Here is a 24,167-nt window from a genome sequence, read left to right as displayed (position 1 = left end):
TGTCCCGTACGAGAGGCGCGCCACCCCACCATGACCACCCAAGAAACCCAGAGCAAGCACGCCCGGCAATTCGGCCTGCCAGTCGCCGTCGCTCTGGTCATGGGCAACATCATCGGCGGCGGGATCTTCCTGCTGCCCGCCTCCGTCGCCCCCTTCGGCACGATCAGCCTGGTCGCGTTCGTCATCCTGACCGCCGGCGCGATCACGCTCGCCCTGGTCTTCGGCCGGCTCGCCGAACGGCACCCCCAGACCGGCGGCCCCTACGTCTACGCCCGCGAGGCGTTCGGCGACTTCGCCGGATTCCTCGCCGCATGGTCGTACTGGATCACCACCTGGGTGTCCAACGCCGCGCTCGCCGTCGCCGCCGTCGGCTATCTCGACGTCCTCATACCCGTGCACGGATCCAAGACGGCGACCATCACGGCAGCCCTCCTGCTCCAATGGCTCCCGGCCCTCGCCAACCTGGCCGGCACCCGGTATGTGGGCGCGGTCCAACTCGTCGCCACCGTAATGAAGTTCGCCCCGCTGCTCCTGGTCGCCGTGGGAGGGCTCTTCTTCTTCGACCCGGCGAACCTCGGCCCGTTCCGGACGGGCGGCCAGTCCGGACTCGGCGCGATATCCGCCTCCGCCGCCATCCTGCTCTTCAGCTACTTGGGCGTCGAGTCCGCCGCCGTCAGCGCCGGCGAGGTCCGTGACCCCCGCCGCAATGTGGGCCGCGCGACGATCCTCGGCACGCTCGGCGCCGCCGTGATCTACCTCCTGGGAACGCTCTCCGTGTTCGGCACGGTCCCGCACGACAAGCTCGTCGGCTCCACCGCCCCGTTCACCGACGCCGTGAACTCCATGTTCGGCGGAGCGTGGGGCGGCACGGCCGTCGCCCTCGCCGCCCTCGTCTCGATGGTCGGCGCACTCAACGGCTGGACCCTGCTGAGCGCCCAGACCCCGTACGCCGCCGCCAAGGACGGCCTCTTTCCCAAGGTGTTCGGCGTCAAGAGGCGCGGCGTGCCCACGGCGGGAGTCCTGGTCACCGCCGTTCTGGCCTCACTCCTCACGGTCTACAACTACACGGCGGGCTCCCAGGGCGTCTTCGAGATCCTGGTCCTGGTGACCACCTTCACCGCCACCGTCCCCTACCTCCTGTCGACCGCCGCCCAGATCTACTTCCTCGCCTCCGGCCGGCCCGAGCGCGTGCACCGCCCCCGCCTGGTCCGCGACGCCGTCCTGGCCGTCCTCGCGTTCGGCTTCTCGATGTGGCTCGTAGCGGGCTCCGGCTACGAAGCGGTCTACCAGGGCGTCCTCTTCCTCTTCGCGGGCGTCCTCGTGTACGCGTGGATGGCGGCCCGCAAGCAGCACACGGAGGACCGGCCCGCGGCGTGACGTGTTGTTCGCCACGGTCCCGTGCCCCACGGCGGCTGTGAGCGCTCTCAGGCGCCCATTCCGGACGTATCGACTTCGACGGTTCGATACGAGTGGATCATGTGTGGTGGGATGAGGTGATGCGAACCCCCACACGCATGCAACCCCAACCCCGCTACCGCAACCCGTACGACGAACTCGCGGCACTCGCCGACCCCGAACCGGAGCCCCACCCCGGCGACGACCCCTGGGACGAACCGGGTCACGCCACCGAACGCAACCGCGCCCTCCAGCCGTCCCAACCGGGCCGTGCCACCGAACCGGACTACGCCACCCAGGAGATACCGGCTCAGGACATGGCGGCCGGGATACCGCGGTCGGCTCCGGCGGGCGACGCGCCGAGAGCGCTCGCAGGGGATCTGCCGGACCCCGGGCCCGACCACGACTTCTGGTCCCCGCAGCGCGAGAACCGCCGCGGCGGCCACGGGCGCCGCGCACGACGCGGCCGTCGCCGTCCCCGGAGCGCGTTCGCCGCGCTTCCCCGCGCCGCCAAACTCCTGTCCGCGGTCGTCGTATGCGCGGGCTTCCTGCTCCTCGCGGACCGATGCGCCGCGATGTACGCGGAGAAGAAGGCACAGCAGGAACTGCAGCACCAGCTCCATCTGGAGGCCGCTCCCCAGGTCGACATCCACGGCTTCCCCTTCCTCACACAGGTGCTGGACAAGCGCCTCGAGCGCGTCGACGTCACGGTGCCGCACGTACCGGCCGACCGGATATCGCTGGCGAAAGTGCAGGCCAGCGCGCGTGACATCGAGCTCACCGGCGATCTGCCGAGCGACATACGCAGTGCCGTCATCGGTAACCTGCACGGCGAGATCGCGCTCTCATTCGACGACATGAACCGCGAACTCGCCGCCTCCCAGGTCAAGTTCAGCCGCCGCAGCGACACATCGGTCGCCGCGGACGGCCGGCTGACCATCGCGGGTCAGGAGCTGCGCGTACGCGCGGACGCCCAACTCGGGCTCGACGGGGATCGCGGCCTGTCCACGGACGTCGACGGCATGAGCCTCGACATGCCGGGCATCGCGACCTACCGGCCCGGCAAGGACAGGGGCCTGACGCTGCACCGCGAGACCGCCGAACTGATCAGCCGGGACACGGCCCGCGTCAAGGCGCTCCTGTCGGTTCCGGCCGTGGTGAAGCGGCTCGGGGTGCCGCAGAGCGACATCGACGCCGCCCTGCGCAACGAAACGAAGCTCCACGAGCTGGTCGGCACGCCCCGATTCGTGGACCAGCTGATGCGCGTCAACCTTGTCGACGTGGTCGTGGACCATCCCTGGCTGCTCTCGAAGGTCGGCATCGACCCGAAACTGGTGGCCGGCCTGCTCCAGATGCGCCCGCCGGAGCTGTCCGACAGCCTGTCCTTCTCGTTCACCCTGCCCAAGGAAGCCCAGGACCTGCGACTGCGCGGAGTGCGCGTCGAGAAGGACGGCATCGTGGCGACCGTCTCGGGCACGGACCTGGCGGTCGGCAAGGGCGGCATCGGCTAGGACGGCGGGGCCGGAGAGGACGACAGGGACGGCGGCGCCGCCGGGCACCGGGCAAGGTCGCCGGAGCCGCCGGGCCCGGAATCATGGCCTGGTCCGCCCCTGGGGGTGCGAAGCCCGGCGAATGCGCGGATGCTGGGTGTGCCAGCATCCGCAAGGAGGCAGTTATGTCGATGCTCGACAAGCTCAAGGGCCTGCTCAAGGGTCACGAGGACACCGCGCGTCAGGGAGTCGAAAAGGGCGGCGACGCGTTCGACGCGAAGACCGGGAACAAGTACCAGAGCCAGGTCGACATGGCCCAGAAGAAGCTCAACGAGCAGCTGGGCTCCGACAAGCCCCAGGACCGCCCGCCGCAGGGCTGACCCCCGGCGAGACCGCCCCTCACCCGTGCACGCGCCGACACGGCCGGCCACGGCCAGGGGCTAGGAACGCGGGCACGAACGCGGGCACCAACGCGACCCGCGACCCGCGACCCGCGACCGTGAGTTACGCCGCGAGTTGTCCCCGGCCGCATCCACCCCGCAGCCCGTCGACCGGACGGAGCTGCGGGGCGCGGGCGCGTGGCGTCGGCGCAGCGAGTGCGCAGCAGACCACCGCGCGGAGCGCCCCCGCCCGTTCCCCCTGCAGATTCCCCCTCGCCGAGCACCCCGGGTCGTGCACCGCGAACCCGGACGTCGGCCAGAAGCATGGTGGCGGGTCCGGCCGTCGGCCGGGGAACAGGGGCGCCAGGCCGGTCGCTGATCGGGAGCGTTGCGGGAGCCGCGACGGCTGCGTCAAGAGCGTCAAGCCCATCACCCGGTAGAGCGGATCTGCGGGGAATCGGAGCACGTCACGGCCGTTGCTGGGCAGAGCTGTCCTCGTGCCGTCCGTCTCCCTCACCACCCTGCGCCGCGCCCTCGTGGTGCTGTTGGTGCTCGGCGCGCTGTTCGGGGCGGCGCCCGAGACGCGGGCGGTCGAGGGGCGGACGGTGGACACGGCCGTGGTGTCGGTGACACCCGAGCCGTCGAACGAGGCCACCGGGGACGCGGCCGAAGCCGCACTTCCCCCGCAGACGAGGTCGAGCCGGATCGCGCGGCAGGACCGACCGTCACCGGACGCCGCCGGGCAGGTACCGCCGTCCGGGCCGCCGCGCTCCGCCCCGTACGGCCCCGCGCTTCGACCCGCCGCGGCGACGGGCCTGCGCTGTGTGGTGCTGCGCTGCTGACCGTTCCGTACGGAACCAGGTCGGACAGTCAACTCGCAAACGCAGCAAGGTGGTTCAGCCATGCCCATCGACCCGTTCGCGGCACTCAACGCCATGATCCGAGCCGAGGCCGCCCGCATCCAGCCCACCGGGCCGGACGCTCCCGAGGAAGAGGAGCCGACCGAGCGCGGGGAGGGACGTCGGCACAAGGAACAGCCGCCCCGGGGCCGCGCCCGGGGCCGGGACTAGCGCCGGGGAACGGGGGACGGGCCGAGGCGTGAGAGCGCTCTCACGCCCCGGCCCCACCCGTCGGCCCGCCACCCGGCCTTCCTCACCCGTCGGCCCGTCACCCGGACTTCCTCACCCGGACTTCCTCACCCGGACTTCCTCAGGAACGCGCTCCCCGGGCCAGCTCGAGCGCGTACTCCGGCCACCACTGTCCCGCGGACGGCCCACCGCGGCAGGCCCCGTCCGACTCGCCGGGACGCTTGATCCACAGATAGGCGTCGATCAGGGGGTCACCGGTGTCCGCCGTGGGCGGGGTCCCCAGCGCGCGGCCTGGCGGGTTGCACCAGGTGTCGCCCTCGGAGCTGGAGTACGGGCCGTTGCCGTTGCGGCTGGTGTCGACGACGAAGTGCTTGCCGCCGAGCGCCGCGGAAAGCCGGTGCCCGTACTCGGCGCTGGACGCGTTCGTCTGGAACGCGGAGACGTTGAGAGCGAACCCGTCGGCCTTGTCCACGCCTGCCTCGCGCAGGGGCTCCTCCAACTGCTTCTGGTCCGTGATCCACCCGGAGTGTCCGGCGTCCAGATACACCTTGGTCGCGGGCCCCCGCTTCAACTGCCCCACCGCGTAGGCGAGGAGCGACAACCGCTCGGCCGATGGTGCCGCCTCGCAACCGCTCACCAGGTGCGCGATCGCGTCCGGCTCGACGATCACGACCGCTTTGCGCTCGCCGATGCCGCGCGCGAACGCGTCGATCCACAGCCGGTAGTCGTCCGCGTCGTCCGCGCCGCCCTGGGAGAGGCCGCCACAGTCACGGTGCGGAATGTTGTACGCGACGAGAACCGGCACCCGTCCGGCCAGGTCGGCGGCGCTCGTGAGGTCGCGGACCCTCTGCTCGATGCCGTCGGGCCGGGGCCAGTCCGCCTGTGGCCGCAGCGAGATCCGCTCCACGAGCTCGGCGTCCGCGGTCCGGCCGCCCCGGCGGTACTCGGCGGCCTGACTGGCGGCGTGGCCCACCGGGTTCACCCAATACGGGCCCGGATAGGGCCGCTCGGGCACCGGCAGGGACCGCGGAAGCGCACAGGCGATGGAGAGCGCGGCGGCCAGGACCGCGAGGCAGCAGAGGATACGAGAGCGTGACGTGCCGGGCATGGGACTCCAAGGATGCCGAACCGGACCCACCCCTTGCGACGATCTTGGCATCCGGCGCCTGCCCGGCGCCCGCATCCGGAGCCGTACGGGGGAACGCCCGCGCGCAGGCGGGGGAACAGGGGGCAGAACCACCGGTGACGAGCGCCGCAGCGATCCGCCGCAGCGATCCACCGCAGCGGTCCACGGCGATGACGGCCCCGCGGTGATCAGCCCGCGGTGGATCCCTCGGCAGCGGGTCCCGTGGCGGGGAGCGCTCTCACGGCCGACCGGAGGAAGGGCAGGACCGGTCGGCGTCCGCCGAATCGGCCGCCGGCTGTCGCAGCCTCAGCGGCCGGCGTCGCGCACGTGAATGTGGCCGTCCATGGGATAGGGCGGGTAGGCGGGGAGGATTCTGTCGAGGCGGTAGCCGGACTTCTCCGCGACGCGGCACGAAGCGAGGTTGTCCACCTGGTGGATCAGTTCGAGACGGTGCAGGCCCTGCGCGGCGAACGTGTCGAAGGCCCACGTTGAGAGCGCTTCCACCACGCGCGGGGCGATGCCCCGGCCGCGAGCGTGGGGCATCGTCCAGTAGCCGATCTCGCCGACTCCGCCGACTCCGCCGACTCCGGTGACTGCGCCGGCACCGCCCACTCCGGCGACACCACCCGCGTCACCACGGGCACCGCCGCCGACTCCACCCACCTTGCCGATGTCCCCGACTCCGCCGGCCCGGCGGGCCCCGCCGCCGGGGAGTTCGTGCCACTTGACGACGACGTTGCCCAGCAACTCGCCCTCACCGAGCCCAGGTTGGTCCGCGATCACCGCGAACGCGAGCCGCACCCCGTTCTCCTGATCCTGGCTCTGCATGTCGAGCCAGCGCAGTGCGTCCTCGCGCGTCGTGATGGGCGGGTTCGCCCACTTGGCTATCGCGGGGTCGCCGAAAGCCTCGATGACGTCCTCCACGTCGTCCGTCCGCCAGGGCCGCAGCACGAGGCCGCCCGTCGTGGAGTTCGCCTCAACCCGCAGAGTCCCCGTCATCGATGTCTCCCTCGATACCGTCGCCGGCCCATGATCGCCGCCTTGGCTCCAGGGTACGGAGGGGCCGGAGGTGCGGCACGAAACCAACGGGGTGCGCCGACTGCGTCCAAGTTGCCTGCGGCGGCCCGACGTTGGTGCTGTCGGTGCTGTCGGTGCTGTCGGCGGGGTTGGTGCCGTCGGCCCGCTCGATGCGATCCTCCAAGAGTTCGGCGATGGCCCGCTCGGTCCACAGGCCCGCCGTGCCGGGACATGTCGCCAAGTAGGCGGTGACCGTGTCCACGTCCCAGGCGCCCGCCTCCAGCAGCCCCTCTGCGAGGTGGCGGAGATACGCGGCCGAGGGTGCGGTCCGGGCGACATCGTCCATGCGCCACGGCGCGGTGAACGTGAGCACGGGCCGGCCGTCGAGCGACCCGGGGCAGATGAGCGTCTCGTACCGGCCCGCGCCCAGCACGGACCTCCCCTTGCTCAGCACCTCACCGAGGTCCAGGTCCTCTCCGGGTTCGCGGTACATCTCCTGAGCCGCGATGTCAGCGAACTGCCCCGTGGAGACCAGATGCGCACGGGCCAGCACATGGCCCGCCGCCCCCGGATCGTAGAACGCCCGGCCGCCGCCCCACACCGGGGACCGGGTGGCGAAGTAGAGCGCTCCACGCAGGTGCACCGGCACGGACGCGACCGGAGGCCGACGATCCCGGCACCCCGGGTAACTCCTGGCGGCACCGGGCGGCCGTCCCCCCTCGATGTAGTGGGCGAGCCGGTCGAGATGCATGTTGGACCCGTACGAGGCATACCAAACCTTCCCGCCCCGACCCACCGCACCCCGCTCCACCCCGTCCGGACCTCTCACCCCGTCCGGGCCTCTCACGCCGTCCGGACCGTCCACCCCGTCCGGACCGTCCACCGCGCCCCGACCACTCACCGCACTCCCGCCACCGCTACCACTCCACCCTGCTGAGAGCGCTCTCGCATTGCCCATTACCTCCGCAGTAATCGACCCGCCGTCCCCGCCCCGGCACAGTGAGGGACATCGGGACCCGGGCGGCGCACTCCGGTCGGGTCCCGGGTGTTCCGGGCTGCCGAACAGGCAGGCCGTACGTCAGGACGTACCTCACGGAGGCTGCTTTCCATGTCTGAGAACCGTTACGAGACCGCCGTCGCCCGCTACTTCGAGGCGTGGAACGCCGGCTCGGCCGAGAGCGTGGCCAAGGCCGTCGAGGCGGCGTGGACCGAAGAGGGCTCCTACACCGATCCGTTCGCCGATGTCGCGGGGCACGAAGCGGTAGCCGCGGTGATCGCCGGGACGCATGCCCAGTTCCCGGGGTTCGAGTTCCGGAAGCTCGGCGCGGTCGACGGCAACCACCACATCGCGCGCTTCGGATGGGAGCTGGTGTCGTCGGCCGACGGCTCGGCCCCGTTCGCCGGGTTCGATGTGATTACACTCGCCGAGGACGGCCGCATCGGCTCCGTCGCCGGGTTCGTGGACCGCGTACCCCCTACGGCGTGAACGACTGAAGGTACTTCGCCGTCTCCGGGTCGGCCGGCAGGAACGTCTCGATGGCCAGCTCGGAGACGGTGACATCCATCGGCGTGTTGAACGTGGCGATGGTGGATATGAACGACAGGACCGTGCCCGCGTGCTCGATGCGCAGCGGCAGCGCGAACGGGAACGCCCGCCGCGCGTCCGCGTCGTCCGGCTCCTCTTCGCCGGCCGGCACGGGATGGGCGGCGACCTCCTCGTACAGCGCGCGCAGGCTGTCGCTGCGCAGCAGGGCGATCTGACGCTCCGTCTGCTCCAGGAGGTGGCCGCGCCACTGCGCCAGGTTGCGGATGCGCGGGGCGAGCCCTTCGGGGTGCAGGGTCAGCCGCAGGGCGTTCACGGGCGGCGTCAGCAGATGCCCGGCCACCCCTTCGAGGAGCATGGCGATGCCCCGGTTAGCGGCGAGCACCGTGTACGTCGCGTCCACCACCAGCGCCGGGTAGGGCTCGTACGCCTGGAGCAGACGTTCCATTCCGGTACGCAGGGAACTCATCGCCGGGTCGTCGAGCGGCGTCTGCGCGTAGTGCGGGGCGTAACCGGCCGCCAGAAGCAGCGCGTTGCGCTCGCGGACCGGCACGTCCAGGTGCTCGGCGAGCCGCAGGACCATCTCCTCGCTGGGGCGGGACCTGCCGGTCTCGATGAAGCTGATGTGCCGGGCCGAGGAATCGGCGCGCAGCGCGAGTTCCAGCTGGCTGAGCCGGCGCTGCTCGCGCCAGCCGCGCAGCATGGGCCCTACTCGCGGTTCCAGTACGGCAGTTGTCATACCTCAGACACTAACCCGGCCCTGTGGCGCCACTTCCGCACGGCTCGTGTCCCGCTGCGGGCGTCCGGCGAGGTGGCGCCGGATCGCCCAGCCCGCCAGCACCGCGCACCCGGCGACCGTGTACGCCGTCCTCGCCATGGGGAAGTCTCCCAGCGCCTTGGCCACCACATAGGTGCAGGCGCCCGCCATGGCGAGGGTGAGCCACTCCCACCGCCCGTCGAGCGCGACGAGGGCGACCACGAGGAGGGCGTACCAGGAGTAGCCCGGAGTGAGGAGGAGAAAGGCCCACCCGAACAGCAACAGGGCTCCCGACCAAGGGCGTTCGGCGTATCCGCGCCACAGCACGTATCCCGTCACGGCGAGCAGCGCGACGAGCGCGACCGGCAGGGCCCAGCTGTCGGGCAGCACCATCCGCAGCAGCGCGAACCGGCCCTGTCCCTCCGGGTCCTCATACCCTTCCTCCTCGGTGTAGCCGCTGAGATAGCCGAATACCGAGGAGTGGGACGCGAGGGCGTAAGGCAGGTAGGAGAGCGCGACCATCGCGGTGGTCGAGAGCAGCACCGTGACCGGCCGCCGGCGCAGCGCCGCGGGCAGCACCATCGCGGGCAGCATCTTGACGGCGACACCCGCGCCGATCAGCACCCCGCCCGCCGCGGCACGCAGCCGCCCGAGGGACCGGTCCCGGCCCCCCGTCAGCGCGGCCAGACCCGCCACCGTCAAGAGCACCGCCAGGACGTCGATATGGGCGTTGTTCACCGCCTCCACGGGCACGGCAGGACACCACGCCCAGAACGCGGCGCCCGACACCTGGCCCGGCGCACCGTCCGGGCCGCGCCGCCTCAGGACGCGTACGAGAACGAGCGTGGTGGCGACCGCGAAGAGGGCGCCGCCGATCTGCAGCGGCTTGAGGCGGGCCCCGCCGGGCGAGATCTCATCGACCACGAGGTAGTACGCCTCGGCGACCGGCGGGTAAATGGTGTGTACCGAGGGCCTGTTGAGGCGGGTGCAACCGCCGTCGACCCGGGCCCGCTCGGGCAACGCGCACTGCGCCGCAGCCGTCGGGAAGAGCCAGGGGTCACGCAGGCGGGCCACCTGCGGGTCGCCCGGTGCATAGTCGTACGGGGAGATACCGGCGGCCTGCACCCGTCCGTCCCAGGCGTACCGATAGGCGTCGGTGCTGGTGCGCGGGGGAGCGAGCAGCCCGGTCGAGGCGACGGCGATCCCGCCCGCGACGATCAGCGCCGCACGGTGGCGCGCCGGCACCTTGCGCACCGACCAGGCGGCGACGGCGAACAACAGCCAGGCCGCCGCGTACCACCACGAAAGCCCGGCCGGGTCGATCCGGAACCCGTCCTTGCGGATGGTGAAGGCGAGCACCGTGGTGAGTGCGGCGAGCAGGACGGCAGTGCATACGGTACGTCGATGGGTCACCCGACGAGCCTCGCAGCTCGGGGCCCCGATGCGGCGCAGGCCACCCCCGCCGTCCGCGAACCGTAAGGTTCACCCGGATGTGCGAGCGCGCCCCGCGCCGCCCCGCGCCGGTTCGCTCGTGTTACTGCCAGCCGCCATAGGGGACGGTCAGGAGTTCAAGCCAATGCCCCGAGGGATCGGGAAAATAAACCCCGCGGCCGCCGTCGTTGTGATTGATTTCGTTCGGGTGCTTGCGATGCGGATCCGCGAAGAACGGAAGCTTCAACTCCGTAATGCGCTGGAATGCCGCATCGAACACCTCGTCTGAGACGAGGAATGCGTAATGCTGAGGCGCGATCTCCACACCTTCGGGAACGGTGGCGAAGTCGAGAGTGACTCCGTTGCCGGTCACGACGGGGACGAACGGCCCCCACTCCTTGCCTGCCTCAAGGCCGAGCACATCGGCCAGGAATTCCGCGGACGCGCGGTTGTCCCGGGCGCCGACAATGGTGTGATTCAACTGTACTGACACGCTGTAATGCCTCCATGGGGCATCTCGTCGGACACCTCCATGTCTCACCCGGCCGGTGACCGACACGCGATGCCGCCCAAAGATCCTAACCATGTCCCGCCACGCCTGTCACGGTGTTAATCACGCCATCGCATTTCCCCTTATCAGGGTGCCGCGGAAGCGATCTCGGACCGATCCCCGGGGCGACGCGGCGGCAACCCGGCGGTGGCCCCAAGGGGTGGCGTTCGCGAACCGTAAGGTGTCGGACCACCCGGAACGGCATCCGTCCGGGGTGAGATGGAGCAATGAAGCCACGACTTCCCGCAGTGCGGCCGCCCGTCTTCCACGGCCGACTGCACGACGCCCGCACGGCGACCTCGATCGGCCGCTGGCTGGGTGCCGCGATCGCGGTCTGCTTCGGTACCGGACTGATCAGCCACTACCTCCAGCACCAGCCCGGCTGGCTGCTGGACGTGCTGCCCAGCAGGCCCGTCTGGGGATACCGGCTCTCCCAGGGCCTGCACGTGGCGTCCGGCATCGCCGCGATTCCGCTGCTGCTCGCCAAGTTGTGGACGGTCTACCCGAAACTGTTCGCCTGGCCGCCGCTGCGTTCCCCGCGCCACGCCCTGGAGCGGCTCTCGGTCGCCGCCCTCGTCGCGGGCGCGGTCTTCGAACTGTTCACCGGCCTTCTGAACACGGTGCAGTGGTACCCGTGGCCGTTCTCGTTCGTGCCGGTGCACTTCGCCGTGGCCTGGCTGCTCGCCGGCGCCCTCATGCTCCACATCGCCGTCAAGTACCCCGAAATCAGAGCTCATTGGGGAACGCGCTCGCCGGGAACCCTGACGCTCCCGGCCGCCGACGGCCCCGACCGGCGCTCCCTGCTGACCGGCGTGGCAGCCGCCGTGGGCGCGGTCACCCTGACCACCGTCGGCCAGGCCTTCACGCCCCTGAAGTTCTTCGACGTCCTTGCACCGCGCCACCCCGACTACGGTGCCGAGGGCCTGCCCGTCAACCGGAGCGCACGGGCGGCCGGAACCACACACGTCGACATCGCCGCCTACCGGCTGACCGTCGCGGGTCCCCGCCCGTACACCCTCACCTTCGACGAGCTGTCGGCCCTCACCCAGCACGAATCCGTCCTGCCCATCGCCTGCGTCGAGGGCTGGAGCAAGACCGCCCACTGGACGGGGGTGCGCATGACCGACCTGTTGCGCCGGGCCGGCGCCCCGCCCGACGCCCGGGTGCGCGTGGTGTCCCTGGAGCAGTACGGCGCCTACCGGGTGATGGAAATGGGCCGGGACTACGCCCACGACCCGTTGACCCTGCTCGCCCTGAAGCTCAACGGCCAGACCCTGACCGCGGACCACGGCTATCCCGCCCGCATCATCGCCCCCAACCGTCCCGGCGTACTCCAGACCAAGTGGGTCACCCGGCTGGAGGTGCTGTGATGCGCACCCTCCTCGGCGCGGCCGGCCTGGCCCTGATGGCCGTCGGCGGGCTGCTGGTATGGGACCAGGCCACACACTGGGACGTACTGATCTGGCTCGCCGGAGCCGTCGTGCTGCACGACGGCATCATCGGACCGCTGGTCCTCACGGTGGGGCTCCTGACCGGCATCCTCATGAACCGCAGCCTCTCGAACCGCAGCCTCATGAACCGCAGCCTCACCGGCAACGGCCACACGGAGGACGGCCACACGGAGGACGGCCACACGGAGGACGGCCACACGGACAACGGCCTCTCGAACCGCGGCCTGCTGCGGGGCACGCTGATGACCGCCGGCTGCCTCGTCCTGATCGCGCTCCCCGTCCTGCTCCGCCCCCTCCCCACCGCGAACCCGTCCGTGCTGCCGCTGAACTACGCGCGCGGCCTGACGATCTCCCTCGTGGTGCTGGCCGTACTGGCCCTGCTGCTCGGTGTGGCACGCCGAGCCCGGCGCGGGCGCGGCGGCCGCGGCGGCGAGCCGAGCGCCCCGGAGGACTGAGGCGGGGCGGCGTCCGCCGCTTTCGCCCAGGGCGGGTTGGTCCGGCCCGGTGCGGGTTGTGCCCTGGGCGAGTTCGGCTGAGTCCAGGTCGTGCCCAGGGCGGGTTCGGTTCCGCTCAGTCCGGGTTTCGCTCGGCGCCGCCCATCGGCTCCGCCGCATCCGCTTCCGCTCCCATCGGCTCGGCCGCATCCCACACGCTCTGGAAGGCCAGGCGCAGACAGGCCGCGAGCGCCGGGTGCTCGATGTACAGCGCGGTCGTCGAACCCGTGCCCGCGACGGGATCCGGCATGTCGCAGAGCACCAACGACGCATCGGCGATGACCAGTTTGAGCGGCAGGGCCTGCGTGAAGCGGGCCTCCTCGCCCGCTTCGGCGAAGCGCCGCACGTTCTCCAGGACCTCCTCGTCGGTGAGCGCGTCATGCGTGTAGACCGCGCGCACCGTGCCCTTGGCGCGCCGAAGCCGCCGAGTCGCCTTGATTCCGGAGGTGTTGGCGGCCGGAGCGACGAACGGGGGCATGCAGAAGCTGAGCAGTTCGGAGTCGGCCTGTTCCTGGATGTCCGCGAAGCGCTCCGCGATCCGGCGCTGATCACGCAGCACTTCGATGTAGTCGAGCGGGTCGGTGTGGGACCGTCCGTCCGTCCACAGGGGCAACAGGAGCGACGTCAGACCCGTCGACACCTTCTCCAGCCGTTCCAGTGACTCCCTTTGACGGTTCATCAGGCGTGTCAGGGCGAGCTCGGGAGCGACCGCGGTGAACGTCGTGACGCGCCCCCGGTGGGCCACGGCCAGCTGTGCGCGGACCAGCTTGTCGAGTACGTCGTAAATGCGCTGGCGCGGCACCTCCGCCTCCCGCGCCACCTGCGCCGCGGTGTAGGAGTCGCGCCTGACGAGCGCGAGATAGACCCGCGCCTCGTAACGTGAGAGGCCGAGCTCGACGAGGGAGCCGACCGACCCCTCATCCGGCTCCATGCGCGTTCCCGTCCGGCTCCATGTGCGTCCTCCTCGACTCGATGCCCGCCACCGTATACACCCGCCCCCGGCTCTGAGCAGCCCTGTGATCCTTTGGGAATCCTCGGGGCGGGGCGAACGGTGATCCATCCCCTTTCGAGGGCAAGGCTTTGCCTGGGGCTTGCCTCAGCCTGTTGTCGCCCCCGGCAGCCGTCGCTACCTTCGTCCCTGCCACCACGTGAGCGGGTGGCAGTTTTCAGAAGCGCCACTGTCATGCACTGATCAGGCACCGCCGCTTCCGCTGATCATCGTGCGTACACGTACTGATCAGGCATCTCCGATCAGTACGACCTCACCCCCTGCGCTGCTCAACCGCGCTGCTCAGCCGCACCGCGTCACCGCGCCGAACGCGCCGGATCCGTCCGCACCGCACATCGCACGGCTGCACCGCACAGCCGCACTGCCGCAGCTCAGCACCTTCGTTCGCCGCGATCGGGCGCATCAACCCCCCATGGAGGGCAGTTCCTTGTACGTGAAGAGACCCTTCGGCCTCCCCGCACTGACCGGGCGCGTCGCCACCGCCGCGCTCGGCGCGGCGGCCCTGGTCACCGGCGGACTCATCGCCGTCGCCCCGTCCGTCGCCGCCGCCACACAGAGCCCGGCCACACAGAGCTCGGCCACACAGAGCTCGGCCACACAGAGCTCGGCCACACAGAGCTCGGCCACACAGAGCTCGGCCACACAGAGCCCGGCCACACAGAGTTCCGGCACCCATGCCGCCAACACCCAGCGACTGTGCGCCCAGCCCGCCAAGGCCGGCATGATGTCCTGCCTGGCCCTGGCCCGCACCGACGTCCAGCACCACCTCGGGATATCCCCGAACCTCCTGCCCTCCGGATACGGCCCCTCCGACCTGCAGAGCGCCTACGCGCTGCCGGCGAACGCCGGGGCCGGGACGACGGTGGCGATCGTGGACGCGCAGGACGATCCGAGCGCGGAGTCGGACCTGGCCACCTATCGTTCCCAGTACGGTCTTCCGGCGTGCACCACCGCGAACGGCTGCTTCAAGAAGGCCGATCAGAACGGTGGCACCAACTACCCGACGGCGGACTCGGGTTGGGCCGGTGAGATCTCCCTCGACGTCGACATGGTCAGTGCCGTGTGCCCGCAGTGCCACATCCTGCTCGTCGAGGCGAACTCGGCGAACATGGACGACCTCGGTGCCGCGGTGAACCGCGCGGTCACGATGGGCGCCAAGTACGTGTCCAACAGCTACGGCGGCTCCGAGGACTCCACGGACCCGAGCTCCGACTCCTCCTACTTCAACCACCCCGGCGTCGCCATCACCGTCTCCTCCGGCGACAGCGGCTACGGCGTCGAATACCCCGCCGCCTCCCAGTACGTGACCTCCGTCGGCGGCACCTCCCTCAGCCGCGCGAGCACCACCCGCGGCTGGTCCGAGTCGGTCTGGGGCTCCAGCTCCGGCGGCGAGGGCGCGGGCTCGGGCTGCTCCGCCTACGACCCCAAGCCGTCCTGGCAGCACGACACCGGCTGCGCCAAGCGCACCGTCGCCGACGTCTCCGCGGTCGCCGACCCCAACACCGGCCTCGCGGTGTACGACAGCTACCAGGCCAGCGGCTGGAACGTGTACGGCGGCACCAGCGCGTCCTCGCCCATCATCGCCGGCGTGTACGCCCTCGCCGGTACCCCGGCCGCGAACACCATCCCGGCGTCCTACCCGTACGCCCACACCTCCTCCCTCAACGACGTGACGTCCGGCGCCAACGGCAGTTGCAGCCCGGCCTACCTGTGCAAGGCGGCCGCCGGCTACGACGGCCCGACCGGACTCGGCACCCCGAACGGCACCGCCGCCTTCACCAGCGGCACCAGCACCGGCAACACCGTGACGGTGACCAACCCGGGCAACCAGTCGACACAGGTCAACACGGCGGCCTCGCTCCAGATCCTCGCCACCGACTCCGGCAGCGGCCAGACGCTGACCTACAGCGCCACCGGCCTCCCGGCAGGCCTGTCCATCAACGCCTCGACCGGTCTCATCTCCGGCACCCCCACCACCGCCGGCAGCTACAACGTGACGGTCACGGCCAAGGACTCCACCAACGCCAGCGGCTCCACGTCCTTTACCTGGACCGTCACCCCCGCGGGCGGCGGCGGCTGCACCGCGGCCCAACTGCTCGGCAACCCCGGCTTCGAGACGGGCAGCGCGACGCCCTGGTCCGCGACCTCCGGCGTCGTCGACAGCTCCAGCGGTGAGCCCGCGCACTCCGGCTCCTGGAAGGCCTGGCTCAACGGGTACGGCACCACCCACACCGACTCGCTCTCCCAGACGGTGACCATCCCGGCCGGCTGCCACGCCACCCTCAGCTACTACCTGCACATCGACACCAAGGAGACGACCACCACCGTCGCCTACGACAAGCTGACGGTGACCGCCGGTTCGACCACACTGGCGAGCTACTCCAACCTCAACAAGAACACCGGCTTCGCCCAGAAGTCCTTCGACCTGTCCTCGTTCGCGGGGCAGACGGTGACCCTCAAGTTCAACGGTGCGGAGGACGCCAGCCTGGCCACGTCGTTCGTCATCGACGACACCGCGGTCAACGTGAGCTGACCCGAACACCCGGGGGGCGGGGTCGGGGTTGAACCCCGGCCCTGCCCCCTGCTCCTTGCCCCGCTGCCGGTCGCCGTTCGTCAAGCAGCGGGATCTGCGCATGCTCGCCGTCCGGGTTCTCAGTCCAGCCGCAGTGCCACGAAAGCGCGTCCGGCCGCGGTCCAGCGCCCGGCCGGGCGCCAGCCGAGGGGGAGCGCGCAGGACAGCAGGGCGTTCGTGCCCAGCCGCGCCCAGGGGAAGTCGCCGCCCGCCGCGCCGCGCGCGTCGGTGACACGGACCCGCATCCGTTCGTCGATCTCGTACGGGGCCGCCTCGGCAAGCAACAGGCCACCCGGGACAACGAGTTGGGCGACCCGGCCGAGCAGGGCGGCGGGATCGCCTCCGATGCCCACGTTGCCGTCGACGAGCAGCGCGGTGTCCCAGCGTCCCTCGCCCGGCAGGTGGTCGAAGACCGAGCGGCACAGTGCGCTACCGCCCCTGTCCCGAGTGTGGCGGACCGCTTCGGCGCTCACGTCGACCCCGAGCGCGGCGATCCCGTCGGCGGCGAGCGCGGCCACCAGGCGGCCGGGCCCGCACCCGATGTCGAGGACGGTGCCCCGACATCGGCGCAGCACCGTACGGTCCGCCAAGTCCGGCTCCGCACACCAGCGTTCGACTTCGAGGGGCAGCAGCCAGCCGTCGGGCCTGCGCAGGAACAGCGGGCCCCGGCCCGAGCGCAGCGCATCCGTGTAGGGGTCGGCGTGCCAGGCCGCTGGGACCGTGGCCGAGAGCGCTCTCACCATGCGTGCACCCCGGCCATCGAGCCCACGCCGGCCGCGGGCGCTTCCCCGGGAGGGCCGTCCGTGGGAGGCCCGTCCGGCGAGCGTGCGCCCACCAGGGGCTCGACGCTCAAGGACCGGGCGAAGCGGCCGTGCGGGGCTTCGGCGGCGACGAGCCGGGCGTCCTGAGCGGTGTCCACGTCGCGCAGCCGTGCCAGCTCCCGCACGACGAGCCCCGCGTCGTGCAGCCGCTGCCGCTGGACGCGCCCGGTCTCGGACACCGACATCGGCACCCCGAGGAGCAAGGACGGGTCGGGCTCGGTCAGGCCGAGCGCCCAGAACCCGCCGTCGTCGGCCGGCCCGAACCACGCGTCGCCGGGCCCGGACCCGGCCAATGCGGGCGCGAGCAGAGCCGGACTGACCTGCGGGGTGTCCATTCCGATCAGCAGCGCGGGACCCGTGCACGCGGCGAACGCCGCCGCGATCCGCTCGTCGAGCCCGCCCGCGCACTGCGCGATCACCTCGATGCCGGGCGGAAGCCACGGCCCCGGCTCACCGTCCAGCACCAGAACCCTCCTGCGTGCGGGAGTGGCGAGTACCGCGTCGAGGGTGTCGGCGAGCGACGCCTCGGCGATGCGGGCCGCCTCCTGCGGGGTGTACGGGGGAGTGAGCCGCGTCTTGACGCGGCCGGGAACGGGCGCCTTCGCCAGGACGAGCAGCGTCGTGCCCGACGTCTGAGAGCACTCTCGGCCCGTCATCGGACGACCGCCGCGGCGCGCGCGACCGCCGGCCGCTCGGCCAGCACCTGGCGCATGTCGTGCACCGCCTGCCAGGTACCCCGCCACGTCCCGGTGACCTTCGACTTCCCCGTGCGCGGCCGGTAGGCCACGTCGTGCTCGGCCACCCGCCACCCCGCGTCCGCCGCACGCACCACCATCTGCAGCGGATAGCCGCTGCGGCGGTCGGTGAGAGCGAGTTCGAGCAGTGCCTCGCGGCGCGCGGCCCGCAGCGGCCCCAGGTCGCGCAGGCGGAGCCCGGTGCGGCGCCGCAGCATCCGGGCGAGCGCCAGGTTCCCGGCGCGCGCGTGCAGCGGCCACGCACCGAGCCCCTGAGGCCTGCGCCGGCCGAGCACCAGGTCGGCGGTGCCCTCCGCGACCTCCCTCACATAGCGGACGAGTTCGGCGGGATCCAGGGAGGCGTCACAGTCGCAGAAGCAGACGAACTCCGCCTCCGCCGCGAGCAGCCCGGCGTGGCAGGCGGCGCCGAAGCCCCGCCGCGGTTCGTGCACCACCGTCGCGCCGAGAGCGCGTGCAACATCGGGAGAACCGTCCGATGAGCCGTTGTCGACGACGACGGCCCGCCAGCCGTCCGGGATCCGGGCCAGTACCCAAGGCAGTGCCTCGGCTTCGTCGAGGCAGGGCAGCACGACGTCCACGGTCACCGCACGGGGTGCGGAGGGGGATGCGGAAGAGGTTTCAGTCACGCCCTCACCGTACGAATCAAAACCCGGCAAAACGGATATCGGGTTCTTACGAAACGCGGACATCCCCCGCCCGGGGTCCACCTGGCGCAGACGGACCCCTCCCGGCGGTGCGACGCTGGGTTCCATGCACAGCACCGAGAGCCGCATCCTGGTCGTCGACGACGACCCGACCGTCGCGGAAGTCGTCACCGGCTACCTGGAGCGGGCGGGCCACGCCGTCGACCTCGCGGGCGACGGCCCCGCCGCCCTGCGCGCGGCCGCCCGCCGCCGCCCCGACCTGGTCGTACTCGACCTGATGCTGCCCGGCATGGACGGACTTGAGGTGTGCCGCCGACTACGCGCCGACGCCCCCGTACCCGTGATCATGCTGACGGCGCGCGGCGACGAGGACGACCGCATCCTCGGCCTGGAAATAGGTGCCGACGACTACGTGACGAAACCCTTCAGCCCCCGCGAACTGGTGCTGCGCGTCGAATCCGTCCTGCGCAGAGCCCGCGCCGCCTCCGCCCGGCCCGGCCCGCCCATGACCCGCTGCGGCATCGCGCTCGACCCGGCCGCCCGCACCGCCTCCAAGGACGGAAGTGAACTCGCCCTGACACTGAGGGAGTTCGACCTCCTGGCCTACCTCCTCGCACGCCCCGGCGAAGCGATCTCGCGAGAGCGCCTGATGCACGAGGTGTGGGGCTGGGAATTCGGCGACCTCTCCACGGTCACCGTCCACGTGCGGCGCCTGCGCGGAAAGATCGAGACCGACCCCGCCAAGCCCGCCCTCATCCGCACGGTGTGGGGCGTCGGCTACCGCTTCGAGGCCGGACCGGACACGTCCCCCACGCAGACCCGACCGGACACGTCCCCCACGCAGACCCGACCGGACACGTCCTCCACAGGGGCCGGACCGCTTGAGAGCGCGATCACGGAGGGGGCCCACCGTGGGTGACGTCCTGCTCATCGCCCTGTACGCCTTCCTGGGCGCGGCCGCCGCGGGACTCTGCGGAGCCCTGGCCCTGCGCCTCCTGCGCCACCGCTCACTCACCGCGTCGGTGACCGTCGTCGCCGCCGTCGCGGTCCTCGCCATGCTCGCCGGCACCCTCGCCGTCGCCTGGGCGATGCTCCTGAACTCCCACGACCTCACCGTGGTGACCGTCGTCGTCGCCATGGCCGCCGTGGCGTCACTCGCCACCGCGCTCCTGCTCGGCCGCCGGGTCGTCGCGAGCAGCCGACGCCTGGCACTCGCCACCCGCTCCTTCGGCGACGGCGGCAGATTCGACGCACCCGCAGGGCCCACGACCGCCGAACTGGCCGCACTGAGCCGGGAGTTGGCGGCGACCAGCGCCAAGCTGACCGAGTCGCGCGAACGCGAGCGGGCACTGGAAACCTCACGCCGGGAACTCGTCGCCTGGATCTCCCACGACCTGCGCACCCCCCTCGCCGGGCTCCGCGCGATGGCCGAGGCGCTCGAAGACGGCATGGCCAAGGACCCGGACCGCTACTTCCGTCAGATCAGGACCGAGGTCGAGCGCCTCAACTCCATGGTGGGTGACCTCTTCGAACTCTCCCGGATCCACGCGGGAGCGCTCTCACTGAACCCCGCCCGCATGTCCGTCCACGACCTGATCGGCGACGCGCTGGCCGGGGCGGACCCGCTCGCCCGCGAACACGGCGTACGCCTGGTCGGAGAACGCGTCGACGCGGTACCCGTCGAAGTGGACGGCAAGGAAATGACCCGCGTCCTCGCCAACCTGCTGGTCAACGCCATCCGGCACACCCCCGCCGACGGCACCGTCGCGGTCGGCGCCCAGGACCGGGACGGCGCGGTCACGCTCTCCGTCACCGACGGCTGCGGCGGCATCCCCGACGACGACCTGCCCCGAGTCTTCGACACCGGCTGGCGCGGCACCGAAGCACGCACCCCACCCGGCGGCGCGGGCCTCGGCCTGGCGATCGTGCGCGGCATAGTGGAGGCCCACTCCGGACGCGCCGAAGTGCGCAACGTCGCGGGGGGATGCCGCTTCGAACTGACCCTTCCGACGGCGAGCGCCTAGTAGTGCTTTGTTAGGTGTCCTTGTCGTGTCGGGGCTCTGGTAGTTCGCTGGCTGTATGAGGGCTGGGGAGCTTGCGGCGGTACGGATGCGGCTGGAGGAGTTCGCGTCCCAGGTGTTCGCGCCCTTGGTGCGGCGGGATCAGCGCGAGAAGGGTGCCTTGTACCTGCGGGGGCTGCTGCTGGACGGCCGCAGGAAGTCGATGCAGCCGATGGCGGAACGCCTCGGTGTCGATCACCAGCAGTTGCAGCAGTTCATGACGTCCTCGACGTGGGCGGTCCAGGACGTGCAGTCCCGGCTGGCATGGCGGGCGGTGGCGTCGGTGCGGCCGCAGGTGTGGGTGGTGGACGACACCGGTTTCCCCAAGGACGGCCGTTGTTCGCCCGGGGTGGCCCGGCAGTACTCCGGCACTCTGGGCAAGGTCGGCAACTGCCAGATCGGCGTCAGCGTTCATGCCGCGTCCGATACCGCCTCGTGTCCGTTGTCCTGGCGGCTGTTCCTTCCCGCCCCCTGGGACGGGCCCGAGGCCGCGGCACGCCGGCGGGCCTGCCGGATACCCGAGGCCGAACACCACCGGCCCAAGTGGCAGCTCGCCCTGGACATGCTCGACGAACTCGCCGCCACCGGTCTGCGGCCCGCTGTGCTGGTCGCGGACACCGGCTACGGCGCCAACGCCGACTTCCGCCGCGGCCTGGAAGACCGCGGCCTGGCCTACGTCCTGCAGGCCAAGGGCGAGATGACCGCCCATGGCGAACAGGCCGCACCCCACCAGCCGGCCTACGGCGGTCTGGGACCTCGGCCGCTGCCCCGCTACCGCACCAGCCCGTGCTCCCTTCGCGAGCACGCCCTGACCGCGGGCCGCGACAGCGGCCGGACCGTGTCCTGGCGCAAGGGCTCGAAGGCAGCGATGAGTTCACACTTCGTGTTCCTGCGGGTGAGGCTCGCCGGGCGCCGCCCCAAGCCCGCCGACGACGGAACGATCCCATTGGTCTGGCTGATCGCCCAGTGGCCCGGGGGCGAGAGCGAGCCGGTGAAGTACTGGATCTCGAACCTGCCCGCCGGCATGCCCGCCAAAGACCTCGTTCGCCTGGCGAAAGCCCGCTGGCGGATCGAGCACGACTACCGGGAACTGAAGACCGCCCTGGGCCTGGACCACTTCGAAGGCCGCTCGTTCACCGGCTGGCACCGCCACGTCACCCTCGTCACCGCCGCCCACCTGTTCCTGACCGAACAGCGGACCAGCCCAAAAGCCCCTGCCAGGGCCTGACCCTCTACCAGGCCCTGGACCTCCTTCAACACATCATCGCCACCTGGACCGGCACATGCCCCACCTGCCGACAACCCACCTGGCAGCCCTACGACACCACCTAACAAAGCACTACTAGGGCCTGTCCGGCGGATCTGGTTGGCCTCGGTTCCGGCCTGTCCTGGCGGAGCCGAGAACGAGGGGGAGTCGGCAACCGACGGCACCGCGGCAGAAGTAGGGGCCTGCGAAGAAAAGATGCCTTTCCTCCAGCCCAACGATCTACGCTGACTCGATGGGGAATGATCGACGCGTCCGCCACCTCGTGGTCAACGAAGCCGTCTGGTGTTGGACGGTCCGGCAGCGGGTGAGACCGGACTACGCCGACTGCCGGCTGACACTTTCTCTCTTCCCGGAGGTGTCGGCGCAAGGCGTTCGACGCCGATTGGCCTTGGTCTTTGCCCCGGGCACGGACAGAATCGTTTCGAACTCGTACTGCGAGGCGGGCACCGTCGTGCGCCTCCCGGACCGCGCCTGGCTCAATCTCTACGAGCCGGGAACGGTTCGGCGCCTGCTCGACGCCGCGGCGCCCGCTCTGGACACCCGGCCATCGGTGCAGAACCTCGAAGTAGACGGCTGGCCCTACTTCGCTGAAGTCGTGGACCACGCCCATGCCGCTGGGACTCATACTTGATCTTGTGGCTGGTCGTGGTGAGTTGGCGGATGCGGCCTGGGAGCGCATAGCTCCGTCTCGCTCGTCCTGTGGCTCCGCGACACCGCAGCCTGATCATTTGTCAGACACGGCCTAGTAGTGCTTTGTTAGGTGGTGTCGTAGGGCTGCCAGGTGGGTTGTCGGCAGGTGGGGCATGTGCCGGTCCAGGTGGCGATGATGTGTTGAAGGAGGTCCAGGGCCTGGTAGAGGGTCAGGCCCTGGCAGGGGCTTTTGGGCTGGTCCGCTGTTCGGTCAGGAACAGGTGGGCGGCGGTGACGAGGGTGACGTGGCGGTGCCAGCCGGTGAACGAGCGGCCTTCGAAGTGGTCCAGGCCCAGGGCGGTCTTCAGTTCCCGGTAGTCGTGCTCGATCCGCCAGCGGGCTTTCGCCAGGCGAACGAGGTCTTTGGCGGGCATGCCGGCGGGCAGGTTCGAGATCCAGTACTTCACCGGCTCGCTCTCGCCCCCGGGCCACTGGGCGATCAGCCAGACCAATGGGATCGTTCCGTCGTCGGCGGGCTTGGGGCGGCGCCCGGCGAGCCTCACCCGCAGGAACACGAAGTGTGAACTCATCGCTGCCTTCGAGCCCTTGCGCCAGGACACGGTCCGGCCGCTGTCGCGGCCCGCGGTCAGGGCGTGCTCGCGAAGGGAGCACGGGCTGGTGCGGTAGCGGGGCAGCGGCCGAGGTCCCAGACCGCCGTAGGCCGGCTGGTGGGGTGCGGCCTGTTCGCCATGGGCGGTCATCTCGCCCTTGGCCTGCAGGACGTAGGCCAGGCCGCGGTCTTCCAGGCCGCGGCGGAAGTCGGCGTTGGCGCCGTAGCCGGTGTCCGCGACCAGCACAGCGGGCCGCAGACCGGTGGCGGCGAGTTCGTCGAGCATGTCCAGGGCGAGCTGCCACTTGGGCCGGTGGTGTTCGGCCTCGGGTATCCGGCAGGCCCGCCGGCGTGCCGCGGCCTCGGGCCCGTCCCAGGGGGCGGGAAGGAACAGCCGCCAGGACAACGGACACGAGGCGGTATCGGACGCGGCATGAACGCTGACGCCGATCTGGCAGTTGCCGACCTTGCCCAGAGTGCCGGAGTACTGCCGGGCCACCCCGGGCGAACAACGGCCGTCCTTGGGGAAACCGGTGTCGTCCACCACCCACACCTGCGGCCGCACCGACGCCACCGCCCGCCATGCCAGCCGGGACTGCACGTCCTGGACCGCCCACGTCGAGGACGTCATGAACTGCTGCAACTGCTGGTGATCGACACCGAGGCGTTCCGCCATCGGCTGCATCGACTTCCTGCGGCCGTCCAGCAGCAGCCCCCGCAGGTACAAGGCACCCTTCTCGCGCTGATCCCGCCGCACCAAGGGCGCGAACACCTCGGACGCGAACTCCTCCAGCCGCATCCGTACCGCCGCAAGCTCCCCAGCCCTCATACAGCCAGCGAACTACCAGAGCCCCGACACGACAAGGACACCTAACAAAGCACTACTAGGCCGTGTTCTAGGTTCGGGCCTCTGCACGGGTCCGTGGCAGCCGAGATGCCTACGGCGTGTGAGCGACAGTACCCGGAACCGCGTCTGCCTCACGGATATTGGCACCATAAGGCTTGTTGACTCCAGCAGCTCATCGCCCACGAAGTTGTTGCGGAGAATATAGTCCTTGAAGATGTCAGGGATTTTCG

24 protein-coding genes are annotated in these 24,167 nt (G+C 71.0%); 13 read left to right on the top strand and 11 right to left on the bottom strand.

Annotated elements, in window-relative coordinates:
- Positions 1–30 precede the first annotated feature (30 nt).
- From OG432_RS04420 to OG432_RS04400, 5 genes are all read left to right on the top strand, one after another.
- Positions 31–1,377, top strand: a complete 1,347-nt coding sequence (locus OG432_RS04420) for an amino acid permease (RefSeq protein ID WP_328307906.1) — start codon at positions 31–33, stop codon at positions 1,375–1,377.
- A 137-nt stretch (positions 1,378–1,514) separates the two neighbouring features.
- Complete coding sequence (locus tag OG432_RS04415) at positions 1,515–2,906, top strand: LmeA family phospholipid-binding protein (protein ID WP_328307904.1); 1,392 nt, start codon at positions 1,515–1,517, stop codon at positions 2,904–2,906.
- Between the two features lie 164 nt (positions 2,907–3,070).
- Positions 3,071–3,265, top strand: coding sequence for an antitoxin (locus tag OG432_RS04410; protein WP_328307901.1), 195 nt, complete (start codon positions 3,071–3,073; stop codon positions 3,263–3,265).
- A gap of 476 nt (positions 3,266–3,741) precedes the next feature.
- Positions 3,742–4,107 carry a hypothetical protein gene (locus tag OG432_RS04405; RefSeq protein WP_328307899.1) on the top strand — a complete coding sequence of 122 codons (366 nt, stop codon included), beginning with the start codon at positions 3,742–3,744 and terminating at the stop codon, positions 4,105–4,107.
- 60 nt (positions 4,108–4,167) lie between these two features.
- Entirely contained in the window at positions 4,168–4,335 is a 168-nt protein-coding gene (locus OG432_RS04400) for a hypothetical protein (RefSeq protein ID WP_328307897.1), read from the top strand.
- A gap of 139 nt (positions 4,336–4,474) precedes the next feature.
- On the opposite strand, the gene OG432_RS04395 is transcribed toward OG432_RS04400, so the two are convergent.
- From OG432_RS04395 to OG432_RS04385, 3 genes are all read right to left on the bottom strand, one after another.
- Positions 4,475–5,461: a glycoside hydrolase family 6 protein gene (locus OG432_RS04395; RefSeq protein WP_328307895.1), complete on the bottom strand. Its 987-nt coding sequence runs from the start codon at positions 5,459–5,461 to the stop codon at positions 4,475–4,477.
- Positions 5,462–5,785: 324 nt separating this feature from the next.
- Positions 5,786–6,478, bottom strand: coding sequence for a GNAT family N-acetyltransferase (locus OG432_RS04390; RefSeq protein WP_328307892.1), 693 nt, complete (start codon positions 6,476–6,478; stop codon positions 5,786–5,788).
- Positions 6,456–7,145, bottom strand: a complete 690-nt coding sequence (locus OG432_RS04385; protein ID WP_443058336.1) for a histone deacetylase — start codon at positions 7,143–7,145, stop codon at positions 6,456–6,458. The genes OG432_RS04390 and OG432_RS04385 overlap by 23 nt, the downstream gene beginning before the upstream one ends.
- Positions 7,146–7,604: 459 nt before the next feature.
- Between OG432_RS04385 and OG432_RS04380 the strand changes: the two genes are divergently transcribed.
- On the top strand, positions 7,605–7,982 hold the full coding sequence (locus OG432_RS04380; RefSeq protein WP_328307890.1) for a nuclear transport factor 2 family protein: 378 nt from the start codon (positions 7,605–7,607) through the stop codon (positions 7,980–7,982).
- Here the strand turns inward: OG432_RS04380 and OG432_RS04375 are convergent.
- The 3 genes from OG432_RS04375 to OG432_RS04365 all read right to left on the bottom strand — a co-directional run bounded on the left by OG432_RS04375 (position 7,972) and on the right by OG432_RS04365 (position 10,720).
- Entirely contained in the window at positions 7,972–8,778 is an 807-nt protein-coding gene (locus OG432_RS04375; RefSeq protein ID WP_328307888.1) for a helix-turn-helix domain-containing protein, read from the bottom strand. The two genes, OG432_RS04380 and OG432_RS04375, sit on opposite strands and share 11 nt — an antisense overlap.
- A gap of 3 nt (positions 8,779–8,781) precedes the next feature.
- Positions 8,782–10,209: a glycosyltransferase family 87 protein gene (locus tag OG432_RS04370; RefSeq protein ID WP_328307886.1), complete on the bottom strand. Its 1,428-nt coding sequence runs from the start codon at positions 10,207–10,209 to the stop codon at positions 8,782–8,784.
- Between the two features lie 121 nt (positions 10,210–10,330).
- Positions 10,331–10,720 (bottom strand): VOC family protein, encoded by a 390-nt coding sequence (locus OG432_RS04365; RefSeq protein WP_328307884.1) that lies wholly within the window; start codon positions 10,718–10,720, stop codon positions 10,331–10,333.
- A 284-nt stretch (positions 10,721–11,004) separates the two neighbouring features.
- Here OG432_RS04365 and OG432_RS04360 point away from each other — a divergent pair, with 284 nt between their 5' ends.
- Together OG432_RS04360 and OG432_RS04355 are read left to right on the top strand one after the other, a co-directional pair.
- Complete coding sequence (locus OG432_RS04360) at positions 11,005–12,147, top strand: molybdopterin-dependent oxidoreductase (protein WP_328307882.1); 1,143 nt, start codon at positions 11,005–11,007, stop codon at positions 12,145–12,147.
- A complete protein-coding gene (locus OG432_RS04355) occupies positions 12,147–12,683 on the top strand; it encodes a hypothetical protein (protein WP_328307880.1) in 537 nt (178 codons plus the stop codon). Before OG432_RS04360 ends, OG432_RS04355 begins: the two co-directional genes overlap by 1 nt.
- 115 nt (positions 12,684–12,798) lie before the next feature.
- Here OG432_RS04355 and OG432_RS04350 read toward each other — a convergent pair whose 3' ends face one another.
- Complete coding sequence (locus OG432_RS04350; protein ID WP_328307878.1) at positions 12,799–13,653, bottom strand: TrmB family transcriptional regulator; 855 nt, start codon at positions 13,651–13,653, stop codon at positions 12,799–12,801.
- A gap of 505 nt (positions 13,654–14,158) precedes the next feature.
- Here OG432_RS04350 and OG432_RS04345 point away from each other — a divergent pair.
- On the top strand, positions 14,159–16,264 hold the full coding sequence (locus OG432_RS04345) for a putative Ig domain-containing protein (RefSeq protein ID WP_443058335.1): 2,106 nt from the start codon (positions 14,159–14,161) through the stop codon (positions 16,262–16,264).
- A 119-nt stretch (positions 16,265–16,383) separates the two neighbouring features.
- On the opposite strand, the gene OG432_RS04340 is transcribed toward OG432_RS04345, so the two are convergent.
- Genes OG432_RS04340 through OG432_RS04330 form a run of 3 tightly spaced genes read right to left on the bottom strand, consistent with a single transcriptional unit; the run spans position 16,384 to position 18,505 of the window.
- Entirely contained in the window at positions 16,384–17,046 is a 663-nt protein-coding gene (locus tag OG432_RS04340; protein WP_328307876.1) for a class I SAM-dependent methyltransferase, read from the bottom strand.
- Positions 17,040–17,780, bottom strand: coding sequence for a TIGR04282 family arsenosugar biosynthesis glycosyltransferase (locus OG432_RS04335; protein ID WP_328307874.1), 741 nt, complete (start codon positions 17,778–17,780; stop codon positions 17,040–17,042). The genes OG432_RS04340 and OG432_RS04335 overlap by 7 nt, the downstream gene beginning before the upstream one ends.
- Positions 17,777–18,505, bottom strand: coding sequence for a glycosyltransferase family 2 protein (locus tag OG432_RS04330; protein WP_328307872.1), 729 nt, complete (start codon positions 18,503–18,505; stop codon positions 17,777–17,779). Before OG432_RS04330 ends, OG432_RS04335 begins: the two co-directional genes overlap by 4 nt.
- Before the next feature lie 124 nt (positions 18,506–18,629).
- Between OG432_RS04330 and OG432_RS04325 the strand changes: the two genes are divergently transcribed.
- The 4 genes from OG432_RS04325 (at position 18,630) to OG432_RS04310 (ending at position 22,481) form a co-directional block, all read left to right on the top strand.
- Entirely contained in the window at positions 18,630–19,442 is an 813-nt protein-coding gene (locus OG432_RS04325) for a response regulator transcription factor (protein ID WP_328307870.1), read from the top strand.
- A complete protein-coding gene (locus OG432_RS04320) occupies positions 19,435–20,547 on the top strand; it encodes a sensor histidine kinase (RefSeq protein WP_328307867.1) in 1,113 nt (370 codons plus the stop codon). The genes OG432_RS04325 and OG432_RS04320 overlap by 8 nt, the downstream gene beginning before the upstream one ends.
- 55 nt (positions 20,548–20,602) lie before the next feature.
- Entirely contained in the window at positions 20,603–21,811 is a 1,209-nt protein-coding gene (locus tag OG432_RS04315; RefSeq protein ID WP_328307865.1) for an IS701 family transposase, read from the top strand.
- Positions 21,812–22,082: 271 nt separating this feature from the next.
- Complete coding sequence (locus OG432_RS04310; RefSeq protein ID WP_328307863.1) at positions 22,083–22,481, top strand: hypothetical protein; 399 nt, start codon at positions 22,083–22,085, stop codon at positions 22,479–22,481.
- 229 nt (positions 22,482–22,710) lie between these two features.
- On the opposite strand, the gene OG432_RS04305 is transcribed toward OG432_RS04310, so the two are convergent.
- The gene (locus OG432_RS04305) at positions 22,711–23,919 is read right to left on the bottom strand and encodes an IS701 family transposase (protein WP_328307487.1); all 1,209 of its coding nucleotides are present in this window, start codon (positions 23,917–23,919) and stop codon (positions 22,711–22,713) included.
- Between the last annotated feature and the right edge of the window lie 248 nt (positions 23,920–24,167).

The sequence above is a fragment of the Streptomyces sp. NBC_00442 genome (genome assembly GCF_036014195.1).
Classification (GTDB): Bacteria; Actinomycetota; Actinomycetes; order Streptomycetales; family Streptomycetaceae; genus Streptomyces.
The sequence above is the reverse complement of the archived record's forward strand: the minus strand, read 5'-3'. Positions and strand labels throughout refer to the sequence as shown.

Excerpts from the sequence above, each read along its gene's own strand:
- OG432_RS04420 (WP_328307906.1), top strand. The coding sequence starts at position 31 with ATGACCACCCAAGAAACCCAGAGCAAGCACGCCCGGCAATTCGGCCTG.
- OG432_RS04415 (WP_328307904.1), top strand. The coding sequence starts at position 1,515 with ATGCAACCCCAACCCCGCTACCGCAACCCGTACGACGAACTCGCGGCA.
- OG432_RS04410 (WP_328307901.1), top strand. The coding sequence starts at position 3,071 with ATGTCGATGCTCGACAAGCTCAAGGGCCTGCTCAAGGGTCACGAGGAC.
- OG432_RS04400 (WP_328307897.1), top strand. The coding sequence starts at position 4,168 with ATGCCCATCGACCCGTTCGCGGCACTCAACGCCATGATCCGAGCCGAG.
- OG432_RS04395 (WP_328307895.1), bottom strand. The coding sequence starts at position 5,461 with ATGCCCGGCACGTCACGCTCTCGTATCCTCTGCTGCCTCGCGGTCCTG.
- OG432_RS04390 (WP_328307892.1), bottom strand. The coding sequence starts at position 6,478 with ATGACGGGGACTCTGCGGGTTGAGGCGAACTCCACGACGGGCGGCCTC.
- OG432_RS04380 (WP_328307890.1), top strand. The coding sequence starts at position 7,605 with ATGTCTGAGAACCGTTACGAGACCGCCGTCGCCCGCTACTTCGAGGCG.
- OG432_RS04375 (WP_328307888.1), bottom strand. The coding sequence starts at position 8,778 with ATGACAACTGCCGTACTGGAACCGCGAGTAGGGCCCATGCTGCGCGGC.
- OG432_RS04360 (WP_328307882.1), top strand. The coding sequence starts at position 11,005 with ATGAAGCCACGACTTCCCGCAGTGCGGCCGCCCGTCTTCCACGGCCGA.
- OG432_RS04355 (WP_328307880.1), top strand. The coding sequence starts at position 12,147 with ATGCGCACCCTCCTCGGCGCGGCCGGCCTGGCCCTGATGGCCGTCGGC.
- OG432_RS04350 (WP_328307878.1), bottom strand. The coding sequence starts at position 13,653 with ATGGAGCCGGATGAGGGGTCGGTCGGCTCCCTCGTCGAGCTCGGCCTC.
- OG432_RS04340 (WP_328307876.1), bottom strand. The coding sequence starts at position 17,046 with ATGGTGAGAGCGCTCTCGGCCACGGTCCCAGCGGCCTGGCACGCCGAC.
- OG432_RS04335 (WP_328307874.1), bottom strand. The coding sequence starts at position 17,780 with ATGACGGGCCGAGAGTGCTCTCAGACGTCGGGCACGACGCTGCTCGTC.
- OG432_RS04325 (WP_328307870.1), top strand. The coding sequence starts at position 18,630 with ATGCACAGCACCGAGAGCCGCATCCTGGTCGTCGACGACGACCCGACC.
- OG432_RS04315 (WP_328307865.1), top strand. The coding sequence starts at position 20,603 with ATGAGGGCTGGGGAGCTTGCGGCGGTACGGATGCGGCTGGAGGAGTTC.
- OG432_RS04310 (WP_328307863.1), top strand. The coding sequence starts at position 22,083 with ATGGGGAATGATCGACGCGTCCGCCACCTCGTGGTCAACGAAGCCGTC.
- OG432_RS04305 (WP_328307487.1), bottom strand. The coding sequence starts at position 23,919 with ATGAGGGCTGGGGAGCTTGCGGCGGTACGGATGCGGCTGGAGGAGTTC.